Annotated in this window: 13 protein-coding genes, 1 tRNA gene and 1 pseudogene; 7 read left to right on the top strand and 8 right to left on the bottom strand. The window is 42.1% G+C overall.

Annotated features, from left to right (window positions below; translation table 11 throughout):
* The first annotated feature begins 8 nt into the window (after window positions 1-8).
* The 5 genes from rfbA (at window position 9) to ACLWMH_RS07355 (ending at window position 3,544) form a co-directional block, all read left to right on the top strand.
* Window positions 9-881 (top strand): glucose-1-phosphate thymidylyltransferase RfbA, encoded by an 873-nt coding sequence (gene rfbA / locus ACLWMH_RS07375; RefSeq protein WP_411916051.1) that lies wholly within the window; start codon window positions 9-11, stop codon window positions 879-881.
* Window positions 878-1,432: a dTDP-4-dehydrorhamnose 3,5-epimerase gene (gene rfbC, locus ACLWMH_RS07370; protein ID WP_411916050.1), complete on the top strand. Its 555-nt coding sequence runs from the start codon at window positions 878-880 to the stop codon at window positions 1,430-1,432. The genes rfbA and rfbC overlap by 4 nt, the downstream gene beginning before the upstream one ends.
* On the top strand, window positions 1,429-2,292 hold the full coding sequence (gene rfbD, locus ACLWMH_RS07365; RefSeq protein WP_411916049.1) for a dTDP-4-dehydrorhamnose reductase: 864 nt from the start codon (window positions 1,429-1,431) through the stop codon (window positions 2,290-2,292). The genes rfbC and rfbD overlap by 4 nt, the downstream gene beginning before the upstream one ends.
* Window positions 2,289-3,359 (top strand): dTDP-glucose 4,6-dehydratase, encoded by a 1,071-nt coding sequence (gene rfbB / locus ACLWMH_RS07360; protein ID WP_411916048.1) that lies wholly within the window; start codon window positions 2,289-2,291, stop codon window positions 3,357-3,359. The genes rfbD and rfbB overlap by 4 nt, the downstream gene beginning before the upstream one ends.
* 111 nt (window positions 3,360-3,470) lie before the next feature.
* Window positions 3,471-3,544 (top strand) — tRNA-Ile (locus ACLWMH_RS07355).
* Window positions 3,545-3,683: 139 nt separating this feature from the next.
* Here the strand turns inward: ACLWMH_RS07355 and ACLWMH_RS07350 are convergent.
* Window positions 3,684-5,381: a phosphoethanolamine transferase gene (locus ACLWMH_RS07350; RefSeq protein WP_411916047.1), complete on the bottom strand. Its 1,698-nt coding sequence runs from the start codon at window positions 5,379-5,381 to the stop codon at window positions 3,684-3,686.
* Between the two features lie 422 nt (window positions 5,382-5,803).
* Window positions 5,804-6,172 (bottom strand): 50S ribosomal protein L19, encoded by a 369-nt coding sequence (gene rplS / locus ACLWMH_RS07345; RefSeq protein ID WP_411916046.1) that lies wholly within the window; start codon window positions 6,170-6,172, stop codon window positions 5,804-5,806.
* Window positions 6,173-6,425: 253 nt separating this feature from the next.
* On the opposite strand from rplS, the pseudogene ACLWMH_RS08610 reads away from it, so the two are divergent.
* Together ACLWMH_RS08610 and ACLWMH_RS07340 are read left to right on the top strand one after the other, a co-directional pair.
* Window positions 6,426-6,518 (top strand): annotated as a pseudogene (locus tag ACLWMH_RS08610) (IS256 family transposase, variant Zn-binding type); the annotation flags it as partial.
* Between the two features lie 723 nt (window positions 6,519-7,241).
* Window positions 7,242-10,019, top strand: a complete 2,778-nt coding sequence (locus ACLWMH_RS07340) for a leucine-rich repeat domain-containing protein (RefSeq protein WP_411916045.1) — start codon at window positions 7,242-7,244, stop codon at window positions 10,017-10,019.
* 1,014 nt (window positions 10,020-11,033) lie between these two features.
* On the opposite strand, the gene ACLWMH_RS07335 is transcribed toward ACLWMH_RS07340, so the two are convergent.
* From ACLWMH_RS07335 to ACLWMH_RS07310, 6 genes are all read right to left on the bottom strand, one after another.
* On the bottom strand, window positions 11,034-11,186 hold the full coding sequence (locus ACLWMH_RS07335) for a hypothetical protein (RefSeq protein ID WP_411916044.1): 153 nt from the start codon (window positions 11,184-11,186) through the stop codon (window positions 11,034-11,036).
* A gap of 305 nt (window positions 11,187-11,491) precedes the next feature.
* Entirely contained in the window at window positions 11,492-11,974 is a 483-nt protein-coding gene (locus tag ACLWMH_RS07330) for a WG repeat-containing protein (RefSeq protein ID WP_411916043.1), read from the bottom strand.
* A 56-nt stretch (window positions 11,975-12,030) separates the two neighbouring features.
* A complete protein-coding gene (locus ACLWMH_RS07325; protein ID WP_411916250.1) occupies window positions 12,031-12,165 on the bottom strand; it encodes a hypothetical protein in 135 nt (44 codons plus the stop codon).
* Complete coding sequence (locus ACLWMH_RS07320; RefSeq protein WP_411916042.1) at window positions 12,155-12,379, bottom strand: T6SS effector amidase Tae4 family protein; 225 nt, start codon at window positions 12,377-12,379, stop codon at window positions 12,155-12,157. The genes ACLWMH_RS07325 and ACLWMH_RS07320 overlap by 11 nt, the downstream gene beginning before the upstream one ends.
* 45 nt (window positions 12,380-12,424) lie before the next feature.
* Complete coding sequence (locus ACLWMH_RS07315; protein ID WP_411916041.1) at window positions 12,425-12,973, bottom strand: pyruvoyl-dependent arginine decarboxylase; 549 nt, start codon at window positions 12,971-12,973, stop codon at window positions 12,425-12,427.
* A gap of 86 nt (window positions 12,974-13,059) precedes the next feature.
* Window positions 13,060-13,362, bottom strand: a complete 303-nt coding sequence (locus ACLWMH_RS07310; RefSeq protein ID WP_411916040.1) for a PG0541 family transporter-associated protein — start codon at window positions 13,360-13,362, stop codon at window positions 13,060-13,062.

Raw genomic sequence — 13,362 nt, 5'->3', positions numbered from 1 at the left:
CACAACCAATGAAAGGAATTATACTTGCAGGAGGAAGCGGCACACGCTTACACCCAATCACAAGAGGCGTATCGAAGCAGCTACTTCCCATATACGATAAACCTATGATTTATTACCCCCTCTCCACACTAATGTTGGCGGGGATTAGGGAAATACTCATCATATCGACACCACTTGATCTACCCTCTTTTAAACGTCTCTTAGGGGATGGCTCCACCTATGGGGTAACCCTTCATTATGCAGAGCAGCAGGAGCCACGCGGCTTAGCCGAGGCCTTTGTCATTGGGAAAGACTTTATTGGCAACGACAACGTATGCTTAGTGCTCGGAGATAATATTTTCTATGGGCATGGCTTCCCGGCGATGATGCGGGATGCAGTACTAAACGCAGAGCAAAATGGGAGAGCTACCATATTCGGACACTATGTACAGGATCCCGAACGCTATGGAGTGGCTACACTGGACAAGGAGGGGCATATCGTCTCTATTGAGGAAAAACCGCTCCATCCCCAAAGCCATTATGCCGTAGTAGGTCTCTACTTCTATCCCAATAGGGTAGTACAAATAGCGCAAAAGGTCACCCCCTCAGCACGCGGTGAGCTGGAGATCACTTCTATTAACCAAACTTTACTTCAGCAGAAGGAGTTAGATATCAAACTCTTTGGCCGTGGTTTCGCTTGGCTCGATACAGGTACTTTCGAAAGCTTGGCAGAAGCCTCTATCTTTGTGGAGGTATTGGAGAAACGTCAGGGGCTAAAGGTTTCGTGCCCAGAAGAGATTGCTTTCCGAAATGGGTGGATATCCACCAACGAACTGCACCAAACGGCTCTCTCCATGCAACACAACAGCTATGGGCAATACTTAATGTCTTTACTGCCATGAATATAATTACCACTCCCATTGAAGGGGTTATAGTCATTGAGCCGGAAGTATTTCAAGATAGTCGCGGTTGCTTCTTTGAGAGCTTTCGCGAAGCACACTTCCACGAGTGGATAGACCCGGCTGTTCGCTTTGTACAAGACAACGAAAGCCATTCGCAGTATGGTGTAGTTCGGGGATTACATTTCCAAACCCCACCGCACGCACAAGCAAAATTAGTGCGTGTGGTACTCGGTGAGGTCATGGATGTAGCCGTAGACCTTAGGCGCAGCTCCCCAACTTACGGCCGGCATGTGGCTGTACGGCTCAGTGGAGAGAATAAACGTCAGCTCTTTCTCCCCAAAGGGATGGCACATGGATTTGCAACACTTAGTAGGGAGGTGATCTTTCAGTACCGTTGTGATAGCTACTATGCCCCTGAAAACGAGGGAGGTATAGATGCTTTTGATCCTGACTTAGCGATTGATTGGGGCATTCCCTTAGAGCAAGCTATTCGCTCGGAGAAGGATCTTCACAGAGCTCGTTTCATTGATTTTGTCTCCCCCTTTGAATGAATAAACGCATTCTGGTAACCGGCTCCGGTGGTCAGCTGGGAATGGCCTTTCAACGCCTCTTGGGAGAGAGTGAGGAGATCCTGTATGCCGATCATTCCTCTCTGGATATTACCGATGCAAAGGCGATTGAGTCTATTGTATCACAGCATCATCCCGAGATAATCCTCAATTGCGCAGCCTACACCGATGTAGAGCGCGCAGAGGAAGAGCAGGACAAGGCTTTTCAAGTCAATTGCGAAGCCGTGCGACGCTTAGCGCAAGCAGCTTATGAGAGTCGGGCGCTTCTCGTACATATCTCTACCGATTACCTCTTTGATGGCACCCAAACTGAGCCTATCACAGAGACAACCACTCCACATCCTCTCAATGTCTACGGAACAAGCAAACTGGCAGGGGAGAAGGCGATCCTTGACTCCGGGTGCCGCTATTATATATTCCGCACTTCTTGGCTCTATGCGCCTTGGGGAGATAACTTTGTTCGCTTCATGCTTCGCTTGGCTACTGAGCGGGATACGCTCTACGTGGTGGACGATCAAATAGGAACCCCTACTTATGCGCCCAAACTTGCAGAAGCCATACTTCGTGTAATCCGAAGCAACTCTGTACCGGAGCAACAGATCTTTAACTACTCATCTGAAGGAGAATGCTCTCGCTATGATATGATTGCTTCAGCGGTTCGTGCTGCGGGGCTTGAGCACTGCAAAGTATTGCCCTGCGCCTCATCTCTTTTCCCGACTAAAGCAGTGCGTCCGGCTTACTCAGTACTGCACAAAGGCAAAATACGTCATGCATTACACTGCTATATAGATGATTGGGAAGATACCCTTTTTGAGTTCATTCAATACGACTTATCGCTATGAAATTTGAGAAAAGTATTCTTATCACCGGTGGTGCCGGTTTCATAGGTTCGCATGTAGTACGTCGTTTAGTACGTTGCTATCCGCACTATCACGTCATCAACCTTGATAAACTTACCTATGCAGGCAATCTCGCCAATGTCATTGATGTAGCCAACGAGCCTAACTACTGCTTCGTTAAAGGGGATGTAACTGATGCTGCGCTGGTGAATGATCTCTTTGCAACTCATCACATTGATGCGGTTATCCACCTTGCAGCCGAGAGTCATGTGGATAGAAGTATTCGCGAGCCCCTTGCCTTTGTGCAAACGAATGTATTAGGCACTATAACCCTTTTAGAGGCTGCAAAGGAAGCTTGGCGAGAGCACTTTGAAGGGAAGCGATTCTACCAAATCAGTACCGATGAAGTGTATGGCGCCCTCGCTTCCGGTGATCCGGCTTTCACTGAGTGCAACCGCTATGAGCCGCATAGTCCCTACTCGGCCTCTAAAGCTTCTGCGGATCACTTTGTGCGAGCGTATCACGATACCTATGGATTACCTACACTTATTTCAAACTGCTCTAATAACTATGGCCCCTACCAATTTCCCGAAAAGTTAATTCCCCTTTTCATCAACAATATACGTTTAGGCAAGCCTCTTCCTATCTATGGAAAGGGAGATAACGTGCGCGACTGGCTCTATGTAGAAGACCATGCTGCCGCCATTGATCTCGTTCTACATAAGGGACGCATCGGAGAGACCTACTGCATAGGAGGAGATAACGAATGGCGCAATATTGATCTTGTTAAGCTACTGATAGCTACCACAGACCGCTTACTCGCCCGTCCAAAGGGATACTCCGAGTCGCTTATTACTTATGTGGCCGATAGAGCCGGTCATGATCTGCGCTACGCTATTGATGCCACTAAGCTCAAGCAGGAACTCGGATGGGCTCCCTCTCTCTGCTTTGAAGAGGGATTAGAGCGCACTGTGCAATGGTATCTCACTCACGATAAGTGGCTCAACGATGTAACCCAAGGGGCATATCAAGCTTACTACCAACAATATTATGGCGGCACCCAAAGCTAAGTAGTGATATGGTATCGGCATGGTATTGTGAGAAAAAATAAAAAGCATTACCTTTGTCGTCACTAAAGTCATGTATGGGCTTTTTCTCTATGCAAAAGCTCAGTGGCGGGAGGTCCCATAGCTCAGTTGGTTAGAGCACCTGACTCATAATCAGGGAGTCCTTGGTTCAAGCCCAAGTGGGACCACTCATAATGATAAAATTTTGCGGCAGTCGGTATCGTGCGATACCGGCTGCTTTTTCTTTCTGTGGCATCTTGAATATCAAGGGGATATACCCCTTCGATGAAATGGTAGTACTGGTAAGGTTACTTCCTGTATCCGACTTTACTGATGGTGCGATAGGTTGTGCACCTTGACAATATCTTCCTCACTCCTCAATATCTTCTCCACCGGCACCGGCTTATTGTGATCGCTGAGGTACATCCATTCGGAGGGCCTGTACTTGCAGCTGGCTACTAAAAGAGTATCCTCACGATAGGGCGTATCTATGCCTGCCATTTCAAGCATTGTGTGGAACGTAGATTTACTATTTGATACATTCTTATGCCTGTTATTCTGTAGTGTGGCTACTACTGAAGGATAGGTACTGCGGTAGGGATCTGACATCCACACAATGAATGGTACGTGAAGCTCATAGTAGGACGGCACAGGAGAGGCATGCAAAAAGAGTCGCCGACTATCGTCAAATAGATTTTCACCATGATCCGATGTGTAGAGCATAGCCGCTTGAGCACCGCTCTGCCGGAGCTGCATGATCACACCATGCAGGAAGCTATCCGTACTGTGGATTGAATTGTCATAGGCATTGATAAGTGAAGCTCGATTGGACCACTTCATTGTACTTGCATCAGCAGGCTTAAATACAGCATGTGCAGCTTCATAGCGCTGGCAGTAATTGAAGTGCGAGCCATGAGAATGCAGTATAATAAGCTCCTTTTTTCTCCCTTTGTCCAGTACATCCTTTACGAAGGGGAGCATACTAATATCGGTTACATTAGCCTTTTTACTGAATTTTCCCTTGATAAATACCCATTCATCGGCTGCTTTTCCAAAGAAATCAATGAACGAACGATTAGGACATTGATTAGAGATAAAGACCGTATGGAATCCTGCCTCCTTGAATGCGGTTACGATACCCTTTTCATGATAGATACGATCGTAGTTTTCTGCTGTTGCGGCAGACATCATGAGGGATACACTCTTGTGGGTGGTATTCGATTGGGTGAGCACATTGGTAAATGCCACTAAGCCCGAAGTACTATCTAATAGGGGAGTCGTTTTTCGCTTGTATCCGTACAAACTAAAATTATGTACTCTTGCCGTTTCGCCGATCACCAGTACATATATCTCGCGGTCATCAGCAATATGCGTACTCTTAGCGTTGAATGTAAATTCCTCTGAGGTTTTGGCATAGTTTACCGTAGCATGCGCCCGCTCTACAGCGAGTACCAAGTTGTAACCCACATTGACCGGATAGAGGTGTAGCTTGGCTCTGTACTCACGATCCGTGGCATAACTCACTCCGATACTTACCACTCCCAAGGCAACCGCTATAAGAGCTATCCGACGTTGCCGTAAGATAAAAGTGGAAGGGAGTAGGTCTTTCTTGCATAGGGAAATTGTACCCAAAACAAGCGGTGCTAAATAGACTATTACCACTGCGATGAGGGTGGGGAAAATATTTCCTAACAGCTCCGTAGCCTCTCCGGAATTGGCAGAAAAGAGGTTGAGGTACATATCTACCGCTATTATAGAGCATCCGTAAAGATAGATGAGCACCATTTGAAAGCCTGCAACTATGAGTGGCAGAAAGAGCAGCCACGTCACTTTGCCGGGACGTCGGCTAAGCGTCATCAGTAGCCACACCACGGACACCGGTAGCAATATATTGGTTATGGTGGCTGCCGGGGGCATACGCTCCGTTATACTGAGTGCAATATTGGGAATGGCAAGTACTGCTATAGTTAACCAAAATAGAAGGATAGGTCGCTTGACGGACAAGTCTTTTTTTCGTTTGTCCAAAGCTATTGTGTGACGAAATAATTGCATCGGAAAAAGTCTACAGGAAAACTAACTTCAAACAGAACACTCGATAAGTAATAAGTGTAAAGGTACATAAAACAATGATACCGTGAACCGAACATCCATAATTGCTCTTTCTAAAAGAAGCGGTGTGTCGGTGCTCGCTTATGCATCAAGTATATATAGCAGTACGGTCGGCAGCTCGTAAAAAAAGATCTGTATGTTTCAAATAAAAGATCAGAACCTTCTTCCCAAAAGATACAGATGTTTTAATTCATAGATCAGTACCTTTTTTTGAAAATGTTGTGGGGAACTGAGTCCCTTGTATGGCTTCCCGGAAAGAAGAGAGGCACTGCGAGGATTTTATATCCCATGCAATGCCTCTCTTAGGTTAATAGAGAGCTACTCTCTTGCGGATGAATTTATTGCTTTACACTCTTAGAAATAAAGCGACGCTCCTTAATACGAGCTGACTTACCGGTACGCTCACGCAGGTAGTAAAGCTTAGCTCGGCGTACTTTACCATGACGCTCTACTGTAATATTCTCAATAAATGGGCTGTCGTACGGGAAAATACGCTCTACTGCAATACCGTCTGATATTTTACGTACGGTAAAGCGACGCTTTTCTTGGTGTCCGTTAATGGCAAGTACTACACCGCGATACTTCTGGATACGCTCTTTGTTGCCCTCCTTGATACGGTATTCAACCGTAATAGTATCTCCTACAGTGAAAAGGGGATGTTGCTTACCCGTCTTGAATTCGTCGTTGACTAATTTGATAAAATCCATTCTTTTGCTCGTTTTAATTAGTTTCTTTCGTCTAAACGCAATATGCCGACTACTCCTCTTTGCTGTGATACAAGGATCACAATGGTGCCCCGTAAGCAGAGATTGCGCAAAGCATTTGCAAAGGTACACAATCTCAATGAATTATCAACACATAAGCCAAACCCTTTTCTTTCGGGCTAACTCTCCTTTATTCTTATCTTTTTCGCTTAAGACCTTAAATAATGGGTGCGTGGGATAAAAGAATAAGCCGCTCCTCTTTACCTTTGAAGAATATCCGGAGTTATGTATTCCGAATACAAATAATGCTGTTGAGGGGTTCTTCACTGCATTAAAGAGCAGATTGCAGTAATTCGTCGCTGAATCTACTCGGTTTTGCTACTTAACCGATTAATTCTACGGCAACACAAGACTTACCAAACAGTAGCCCCATAAAAGGCTAAACCACAACATGTCTAAAGAAGCCTCCATAAAGTAATTCTCTCCAAATTACATTTGATTCCAGGTATTAAATAGAGACATATTTCAAGATTAATAATAATTACTATATATTTGCCTACGGTTATAAGGGAAACTATAGTGGCTATAAAAATGAATGTTTATAATACAAACAAAGCATTGAAAATACACTATTTGTTGCAAACTGTTTACTTCCAGATCTTGATTCATTGGTTTTCAAGTTCTTTATTAGCGAAAGAGATGCATTATTAGAAGAAAACTCAACATTTAAGAAATATCAAAACAAGAGACGGCCTTTCTCTTCTGATGGAATGCCGCTGCGAAGTTTTTAGAGAAATATAGAAGTTGATTTTCCGGAATTGTTATGAGAAGAGATACCATCCGAGGAGTTTATTCTGCCCCAATACTCGCTCGTTCGAAGATACGCTATTATTGAGAAGATAGTTTTATATCCTTTCTAATAATTTGGAATATTGGGGCTTATTGGCAAAATGAAAGCTTACTTGGATTGCTTTTCTGAGTAAGACATGAAGTTTGAAGGTTACTAAAGTCGTTGACATACTCTTTGCGAGTATTTATGATTTATAAAAACAAGGATTAAGAATGAAATAATATGAAGACTGATATTACAAAAAAGATATTCTTTCTATTGGCTCTTGTTGCCTTTATAATTCCTGCCGGAGCACAGGGTATTTCTTTTACTACAGAAAAGAAAATAGGTGAGACAATCAAATTAAAAATCAATGGAACAGGAGCAGTTACTGCTACGGGGGTAAAGGAAGCTATAACCCTGGGAAGTAGTGATAAAATATACACTCTTACAGATAAAACGGTGACGTTAAACGGTGACGTTACAGAACTGGACTGTGGCAACAACGAACTGACAGCACTTAATGTGACAAAGTCCCCAAAGCTAACTACCTTAGAATGCTACCGTAATAAGTTGACATCGCTTGATTTAACCGAATGCGAAAATTTGGAACGGCTTAGTTGTAATGATAATCAGCTAACGAGTATAAACCTATCCAAATGCGTTATGTTGGTTAATTTAAACTGCACAAAAAACAGTTTATCCTCAGTCGATTTGTCGAATTGCCAAAATTTGTCGGTGCTTCTTTGTGGTGAAAATGAATTGACCTCATTGGACATGTCAAATCACCAAAAGTTACAGCGATTATCTTGTAGGAAAAACAAGTTAACGTCCTTGTCTGTAAAACAATGTCCGGAGCTTACAACATTGTATTGTAACAATAATCAGTTGAAAGTGTTAGATGTTTCAGAGGCTAAAAAGATGACCTACATTGAATGTAGTAACAATCAATTGGAATCGTTGAACTTGTCTCAGTGCGTCGCTCTTGAAGAGATACTCTGCTATTCAAATAAATTAAAAACATTAGACCTACCCAAATGCCCACGTCTTCTAACGCTCAGATGCGAGGAAAATAACTTTGAGTGTGAAGCTATGGATAAAATCGCAAATACATTGCCGACTGCAGATGATGAAGATTATGCAGTCTTTGTTGTTGTAACAGACGCTGAGATAAATGCTGCTAAAAAACAAGGGGTTAATGTTATTACCAAACACGCAGTAGATGTTGCTAAAGGGAAGAATTGGAATGTATTTTCTGTTGCTCAAGCAGGAGCTGGAACACAAAAACGTACTAGATACGATGGGCTTGAAGGAACTTGTTCGGATTACACGCTTGCAGAGAATAGTATTACGTTTGTAACAAATAAGCAGGTGGGTGAGACAATCATATTAAAAATAGAAGGTACAGGAGTTGTTACTGCTACAGGGTTAAAGGAAGCTATTGCCCTGGGAAGCGAGAATACCTATACTCTTACAGACAAAACAGTGACTTTGAAAGGGAACGTTACAGAACTAAATTGTGACAATAATGGATTAACATCATTGATAGTAACGAGTACAGAACTAAAAACCCTAAGTTGTCAAGAAAACCAGCTGACATCCTTGGATCAGTTAGAATGTGAAAACCTGACAAAGTTTTTCTTTCGGAAAAATAAAATAGCTAAGTTGGATCTCTCGCATTGGCCCAACCTAGAAGAAATGGATTGTGGCAAAAACAATTTGACGGAACTTGACGTATCAGTATGTCCCAAGCTAACAACATTAGAATGCTACTTCAATAAATTGACATCTCTTGACTTGACTAAATGCGAAAATTTGGAAGTGCTTATGTGTTATGACAATATTCTAACGAGTATAGATGTATCCAAATGTACAAAGTTGCGTAGGCTGAATTGTAGCAGAAATAAACTATCAACTATTGACGTGTCTAAATGCCAGGATTTATCATCGCTTCTTTGCGCTGCAAATCAATTAACTTCATTGGATATGTCAAATTATAAAAAGCTAACTATGCTGGCTTGTAGAAAAAACAAGTTAACATTCTTGGCTGCTAAACAATGCCCTGAACTTACAGATTTGTCATGCGACTTCAATCAGTTGACATCATTAGATGTTTCCGGGTGTGGGAAAATGACTGATATTCAATGTAGTAACAATCAATTGGAATCGCTGAATTTGTCTCAGTGCGCTGATCTTCAAGGGATATACTGCTATTCTAACAAATTAACGACATTGGATATTTCCATGTGCCCCTCTCTTGTATATCTCTCCTGCGAAGAAAATAACTTTGGCTGCGAAGCTATGGAAAAAATCGCAAATGCATTGCCGAATAGAGTTGATGCTGATTTTGCGTTATTTATTGTCGCAACAGCAGCAGAGATAAATGCAGCTGAGAAACAAGGGGTAAATGTTATTACTAAACATGCAGTAGATATCGCTCAAGACAAAACTTGGTTTGTATTTTCAGATGCAAAAGCAGGGACAGCAACGAAAACACGTACAGAATATGCTGGCTACGATGGAACCTGTAATGGCAATGTATTGTCTTTTGAAGTTACCGTTTCGAAATCAGCAAATGGACAGATTGTTATCAAGGGAGCGGATGATCTCAAAGCTGTACCTTATGGTAAAGAGCTTACGGTAGAAGTTATTCCGGAATCTGGATACAAGCTTGATAAGTTAATGGCAAACAATGAAGACATCACTTCAAGTAAGCGTTTTGTAGTGAGGAGTAAAGTAAAGATACGTGCAACTTTCACGACTGGTGCCGAATCTATAGTTTCTCCCAAGCCTTCTCTCTTCCCTAATCCTGCAAACTCGAAGGCAACATTACTTGGCACAGCACCAATATCTCAAGTTAAGATTTATGGGACTGATGGCATTCTACTCCAAACGCTAACCTCAGATGCAAAAGGCAAAGTGGAAATATGTGTTGAAGGATTCGCTGAAGGGTCATATTTGGTCGTATTCCGGAACGAGAGCGGAATAATGCATACGCAGCAACTGACGATCAAGCGATAGATAGTTAATTGTCTGCGATAGAAAAACTTTCTGTTATAGAAATCTTTTCTAATCATAAAAAGTCACGGATGTTTATAAATGTCCGTGACTTTTTTAGAAGAATGCTAATATACATGAAACAGCATGATCATTTTGATAGCGACCTTTTTATTTTGATAGTTTCTCCAATAGTTTCCTGCAAAAGTGTATTAGATCCCCAAACGCTATCCTGTAAGGGTACACAATCTCAATGAATTATCAACACATAAGCCAACCTCTTCTCTTTCGGGCTAACTCTTCTATATTCTTATCTTTTTCGCTTAAGACCTTAAATAATGCAGTGCGTGGAACAAAAGAATAAGCCGCTCCTCTTAACAAGAAGCGGCTTATCTGTAGATTTTCCTTATCGTTTTCTCTTTAGAAAGTACGTATTTTTTATAAGTGATTGAGAATGAGATAAGTTTTTATCTCATAAAAAGAAGAGGTTACGAATTAGAAATAAACAGAATGTGGCATCCTGCTGTGATTTGCATAACCATCCAAAGAACTCTTTCGGTTGCAAAGGTACGATATTTAATCGGGGATAAAGAATGTTTTAAGATTTTTTATCCTCGATTTTTTGCTTGGGTAAATCTGTTTTTATTAAACCATATTCTTCTCTATTCTTTGCTATTTCCATTTCAATCTATTCAAACATATGTGGCAAGGGTTCCTGTTTTTTGAATGGTCTATTTCGTTTGCATATTCTCATTCTTTCGTGTGTTTTGTATAAAAGTCAGCCGTCGTCGAAGAAAGACAGTCCTCGTACCTCAGACTAACTTCCTCCGACTATGGCACGGCAAGAAAAATCCTTGGCGGTATGCCTTGAAATACTTCAAGACTATACTGCCAAGGCTGACTTTTATAGCCACAACTCGCAGTTCCATTTTTATCGCACAATCCAAACGACATGAAACAGTGGCACGCCACCCTTTCATGTCTCAGTAGTACGGTATGAGGAAAAGTGCTTCTTTTTGTCGGTTGCAGGCTAACCGATCAAAAGAAACACCATTCCTTGATTTGTCGTACCATTTTGTTTGCATACTCCACCACAAGAAAGAAGTCATTGATGTAAACCTCAATGACCACTTTCATGCTTGGCTGCACAGCCTTGGAGAAAACCCGATGCAAGAAGAATGGACAAGCCATACTCTTCTTTCATCGGAATTTCTCTGATGGCTGTGCCATTTTTGTATGCGATTTCCATTTTTCAAGACGTTTGTAAGACGACGTTGTATCCATTTCTCAGAAATGAGTATGCGATAATCGTACAGTCCAAAAACTTCCGTGAAGTTTCTATTTTCATTTGCCGCTCTGATTTTCTTTCCTCCACAAGGTCTTTCCTTTTGGCATCAACCGTTATCGTGCAGGTGCAAAGGTATGGCAGCGGGCTTTGGAAATATTCTGCTACTTTTGTTAGTTCTGTTAAAAAACATATCCAATGCTTTTAAAAACTATTTGGACTTCTTTATCAAAAACCAAAGGTTGCTTTTCCATGATTGGTATTCTCCTTGTTTTTCATTCTTGCCGCCAAAAGAAACTTTAGCCTCTCCATTGTGAAAAGGTGTAGCATACGAAAAAACGGGTGGAATAACAATAGCTCCACATGTATCAGCAAAACCTATTTTGCTATTTTTTCCTACAATTCTGAACAAGCCATCACTGACATAATCTGGACCATTGTCAATCTTATATACTTTAAATAGTTCTTTACCTGCATTATTAATACAAACTATTTCACCTTTTCTCGTGCCGACAAAGCCGATAGATGAAATCGTATCAGTAAATGCTATTGTATATTTTTTATTCTTTACAATAGTTTTTCCTTGTAAGTTTTTATATATAATGTTATTACCATTGTCAAATTTTACAATGGTCTGAGCTGTCAGCTGTTGGAAAAGTAAACATGATAGAAAAATAAAAAGGAACTTTTTCATAGGGTATAATATTAAAGGAGGGTGTCTATTCATAGAAAGAGACACCCTCAAAAAAATTACTTGAGAGTATATAGTAACTCCGAATTGCAATTATTGAAATAATCGTTAGCTTCTTCATACTCACATTGTATACCATTGAACAAATCAACATGTCCGGTGGCATCGCTCCAATTACAATCATTAAAGACGATAACGCCTTTTTTTGCCTTTGAAGCTATTTGCAGTAGAACCTTTCAAAGGAGTACCTCCTATATGTTTTATGATAAATTTCTTCATATCAGACACACGATAGAGATACCATTTTTTATCAGCACCAGAAGAAACGGCCCCATCGGATGGTGATATTGGTACTCCTGAATAGTTGAAAGCATATGACAATCTGATAGCGCATCCGTTTTTAAACACTTCAGATTTTATATTCTCTCCAACTTTTCCACCAATGAAACTTGCTTAAACCTCCGGCATTGGGGAGGCAGGCTGTATGAAGTCCACAAAGCAGAGGGAAGCTAATGCGGTACCATACCGCTTAGTAATGGTGATTCCCTCAGTAATGAAGTTCAATTCACCTAAATAGTATTGATTGTATGTCTTCTGGTGCAGATCGTTGATCACACGGATAAGACGCGATTCAAGCTCTTCGATTCGGTAACGCCCGTTTACTTCGCATACCAAGCCACCTGCCTTTTCGTCAAAGTTCTCATCCTTATACATCCAAGCATATACAATACCGGCGGAAACGAACTCGTCCTGAAAGCCGTGCGATACACTCATAATGGTTTTCATTTCGCTACCGAAGGGCGGCATATCTATTTCGTCCATCGAAGCGAGGTGTGCCGTGGCGGGGAGGACACTGGAGTAGGTCATGATATTATAGTCGGCTATACCGGCATCATACAATGCCATGTGGTACGAGCCTGCATGAAGCTCCAAATCGCTCTCTCCACTTCCCTTGGTGGTGAAGAAGGTATTGGGAATCAGGTTGCCGTAAAGGTTGCTCATAATCGGATTCGTCTGCTTAATCTGTTGTTTCTATTGTTCGTGCTTCAACGCGTTGCAAAGATACAACATTCTTACATCCCAAAATACTATATGGCATCCAATACGGACCAAGTAAAGGCACGCAGCCCGAGACGCGGAACGGATTGGTCAATTTTGCGGAGGGCGGCGAGCAGATTTTTGCTTTGCTCCGCACTGCAGATCACCAACATAGCTCCATTGACGGTAGGCCAGGCGTGGCTGCCCAAGTGCGGTTCACCGGTTTTACTGCCTTTGCCCAGCACATCGTTCCACTCCGTGTAGCCGCGGAGGTTCATCTTCTGAAGCGTATCAACAATAATTCCATGATGCGCACGGTTGTAGGCGATGAATACGGCTCGTTGTTCGTTCAT

Source organism: Porphyromonas miyakawae (genome assembly GCF_045865415.1).
Lineage (GTDB): Bacteria > Bacteroidota > Bacteroidia > Bacteroidales > Porphyromonadaceae > Porphyromonas > Porphyromonas miyakawae.
Note: the sequence above shows the minus strand (reverse complement) of the source record. Positions and strands in the feature narration are given on the sequence as shown.

Bases quoted from the DNA above. Each gene is read 5' to 3' on its own strand.
- ACLWMH_RS07330 (WP_411916043.1), bottom strand. From the start codon at position 11,974: ATGAAAAAGTTCCTTTTTATTTTTCTATCATGTTTACTTTTCCAACAG.
- ACLWMH_RS07335 (WP_411916044.1), bottom strand. From the start codon at position 11,186: ATGGCTTGTCCATTCTTCTTGCATCGGGTTTTCTCCAAGGCTGTGCAG.
- ACLWMH_RS07340 (WP_411916045.1), top strand. From the start codon at position 7,242: ATGAAGACTGATATTACAAAAAAGATATTCTTTCTATTGGCTCTTGTT.
- rfbC (WP_411916050.1), top strand. From the start codon at position 878: ATGAATATAATTACCACTCCCATTGAAGGGGTTATAGTCATTGAGCCG.
- rfbB (WP_411916048.1), top strand. From the start codon at position 2,289: ATGAAATTTGAGAAAAGTATTCTTATCACCGGTGGTGCCGGTTTCATA.
- rplS (WP_411916046.1), bottom strand. From the start codon at position 6,172: ATGGATTTTATCAAATTAGTCAACGACGAATTCAAGACGGGTAAGCAA.
- rfbA (WP_411916051.1), top strand. From the start codon at position 9: ATGAAAGGAATTATACTTGCAGGAGGAAGCGGCACACGCTTACACCCA.
- ACLWMH_RS07315 (WP_411916041.1), bottom strand. From the start codon at position 12,973: ATGAGCAACCTTTACGGCAACCTGATTCCCAATACCTTCTTCACCACC.
- ACLWMH_RS07310 (WP_411916040.1), bottom strand. From the start codon at position 13,362: ATGAACGAACAACGAGCCGTATTCATCGCCTACAACCGTGCGCATCAT.
- rfbD (WP_411916049.1), top strand. From the start codon at position 1,429: ATGAATAAACGCATTCTGGTAACCGGCTCCGGTGGTCAGCTGGGAATG.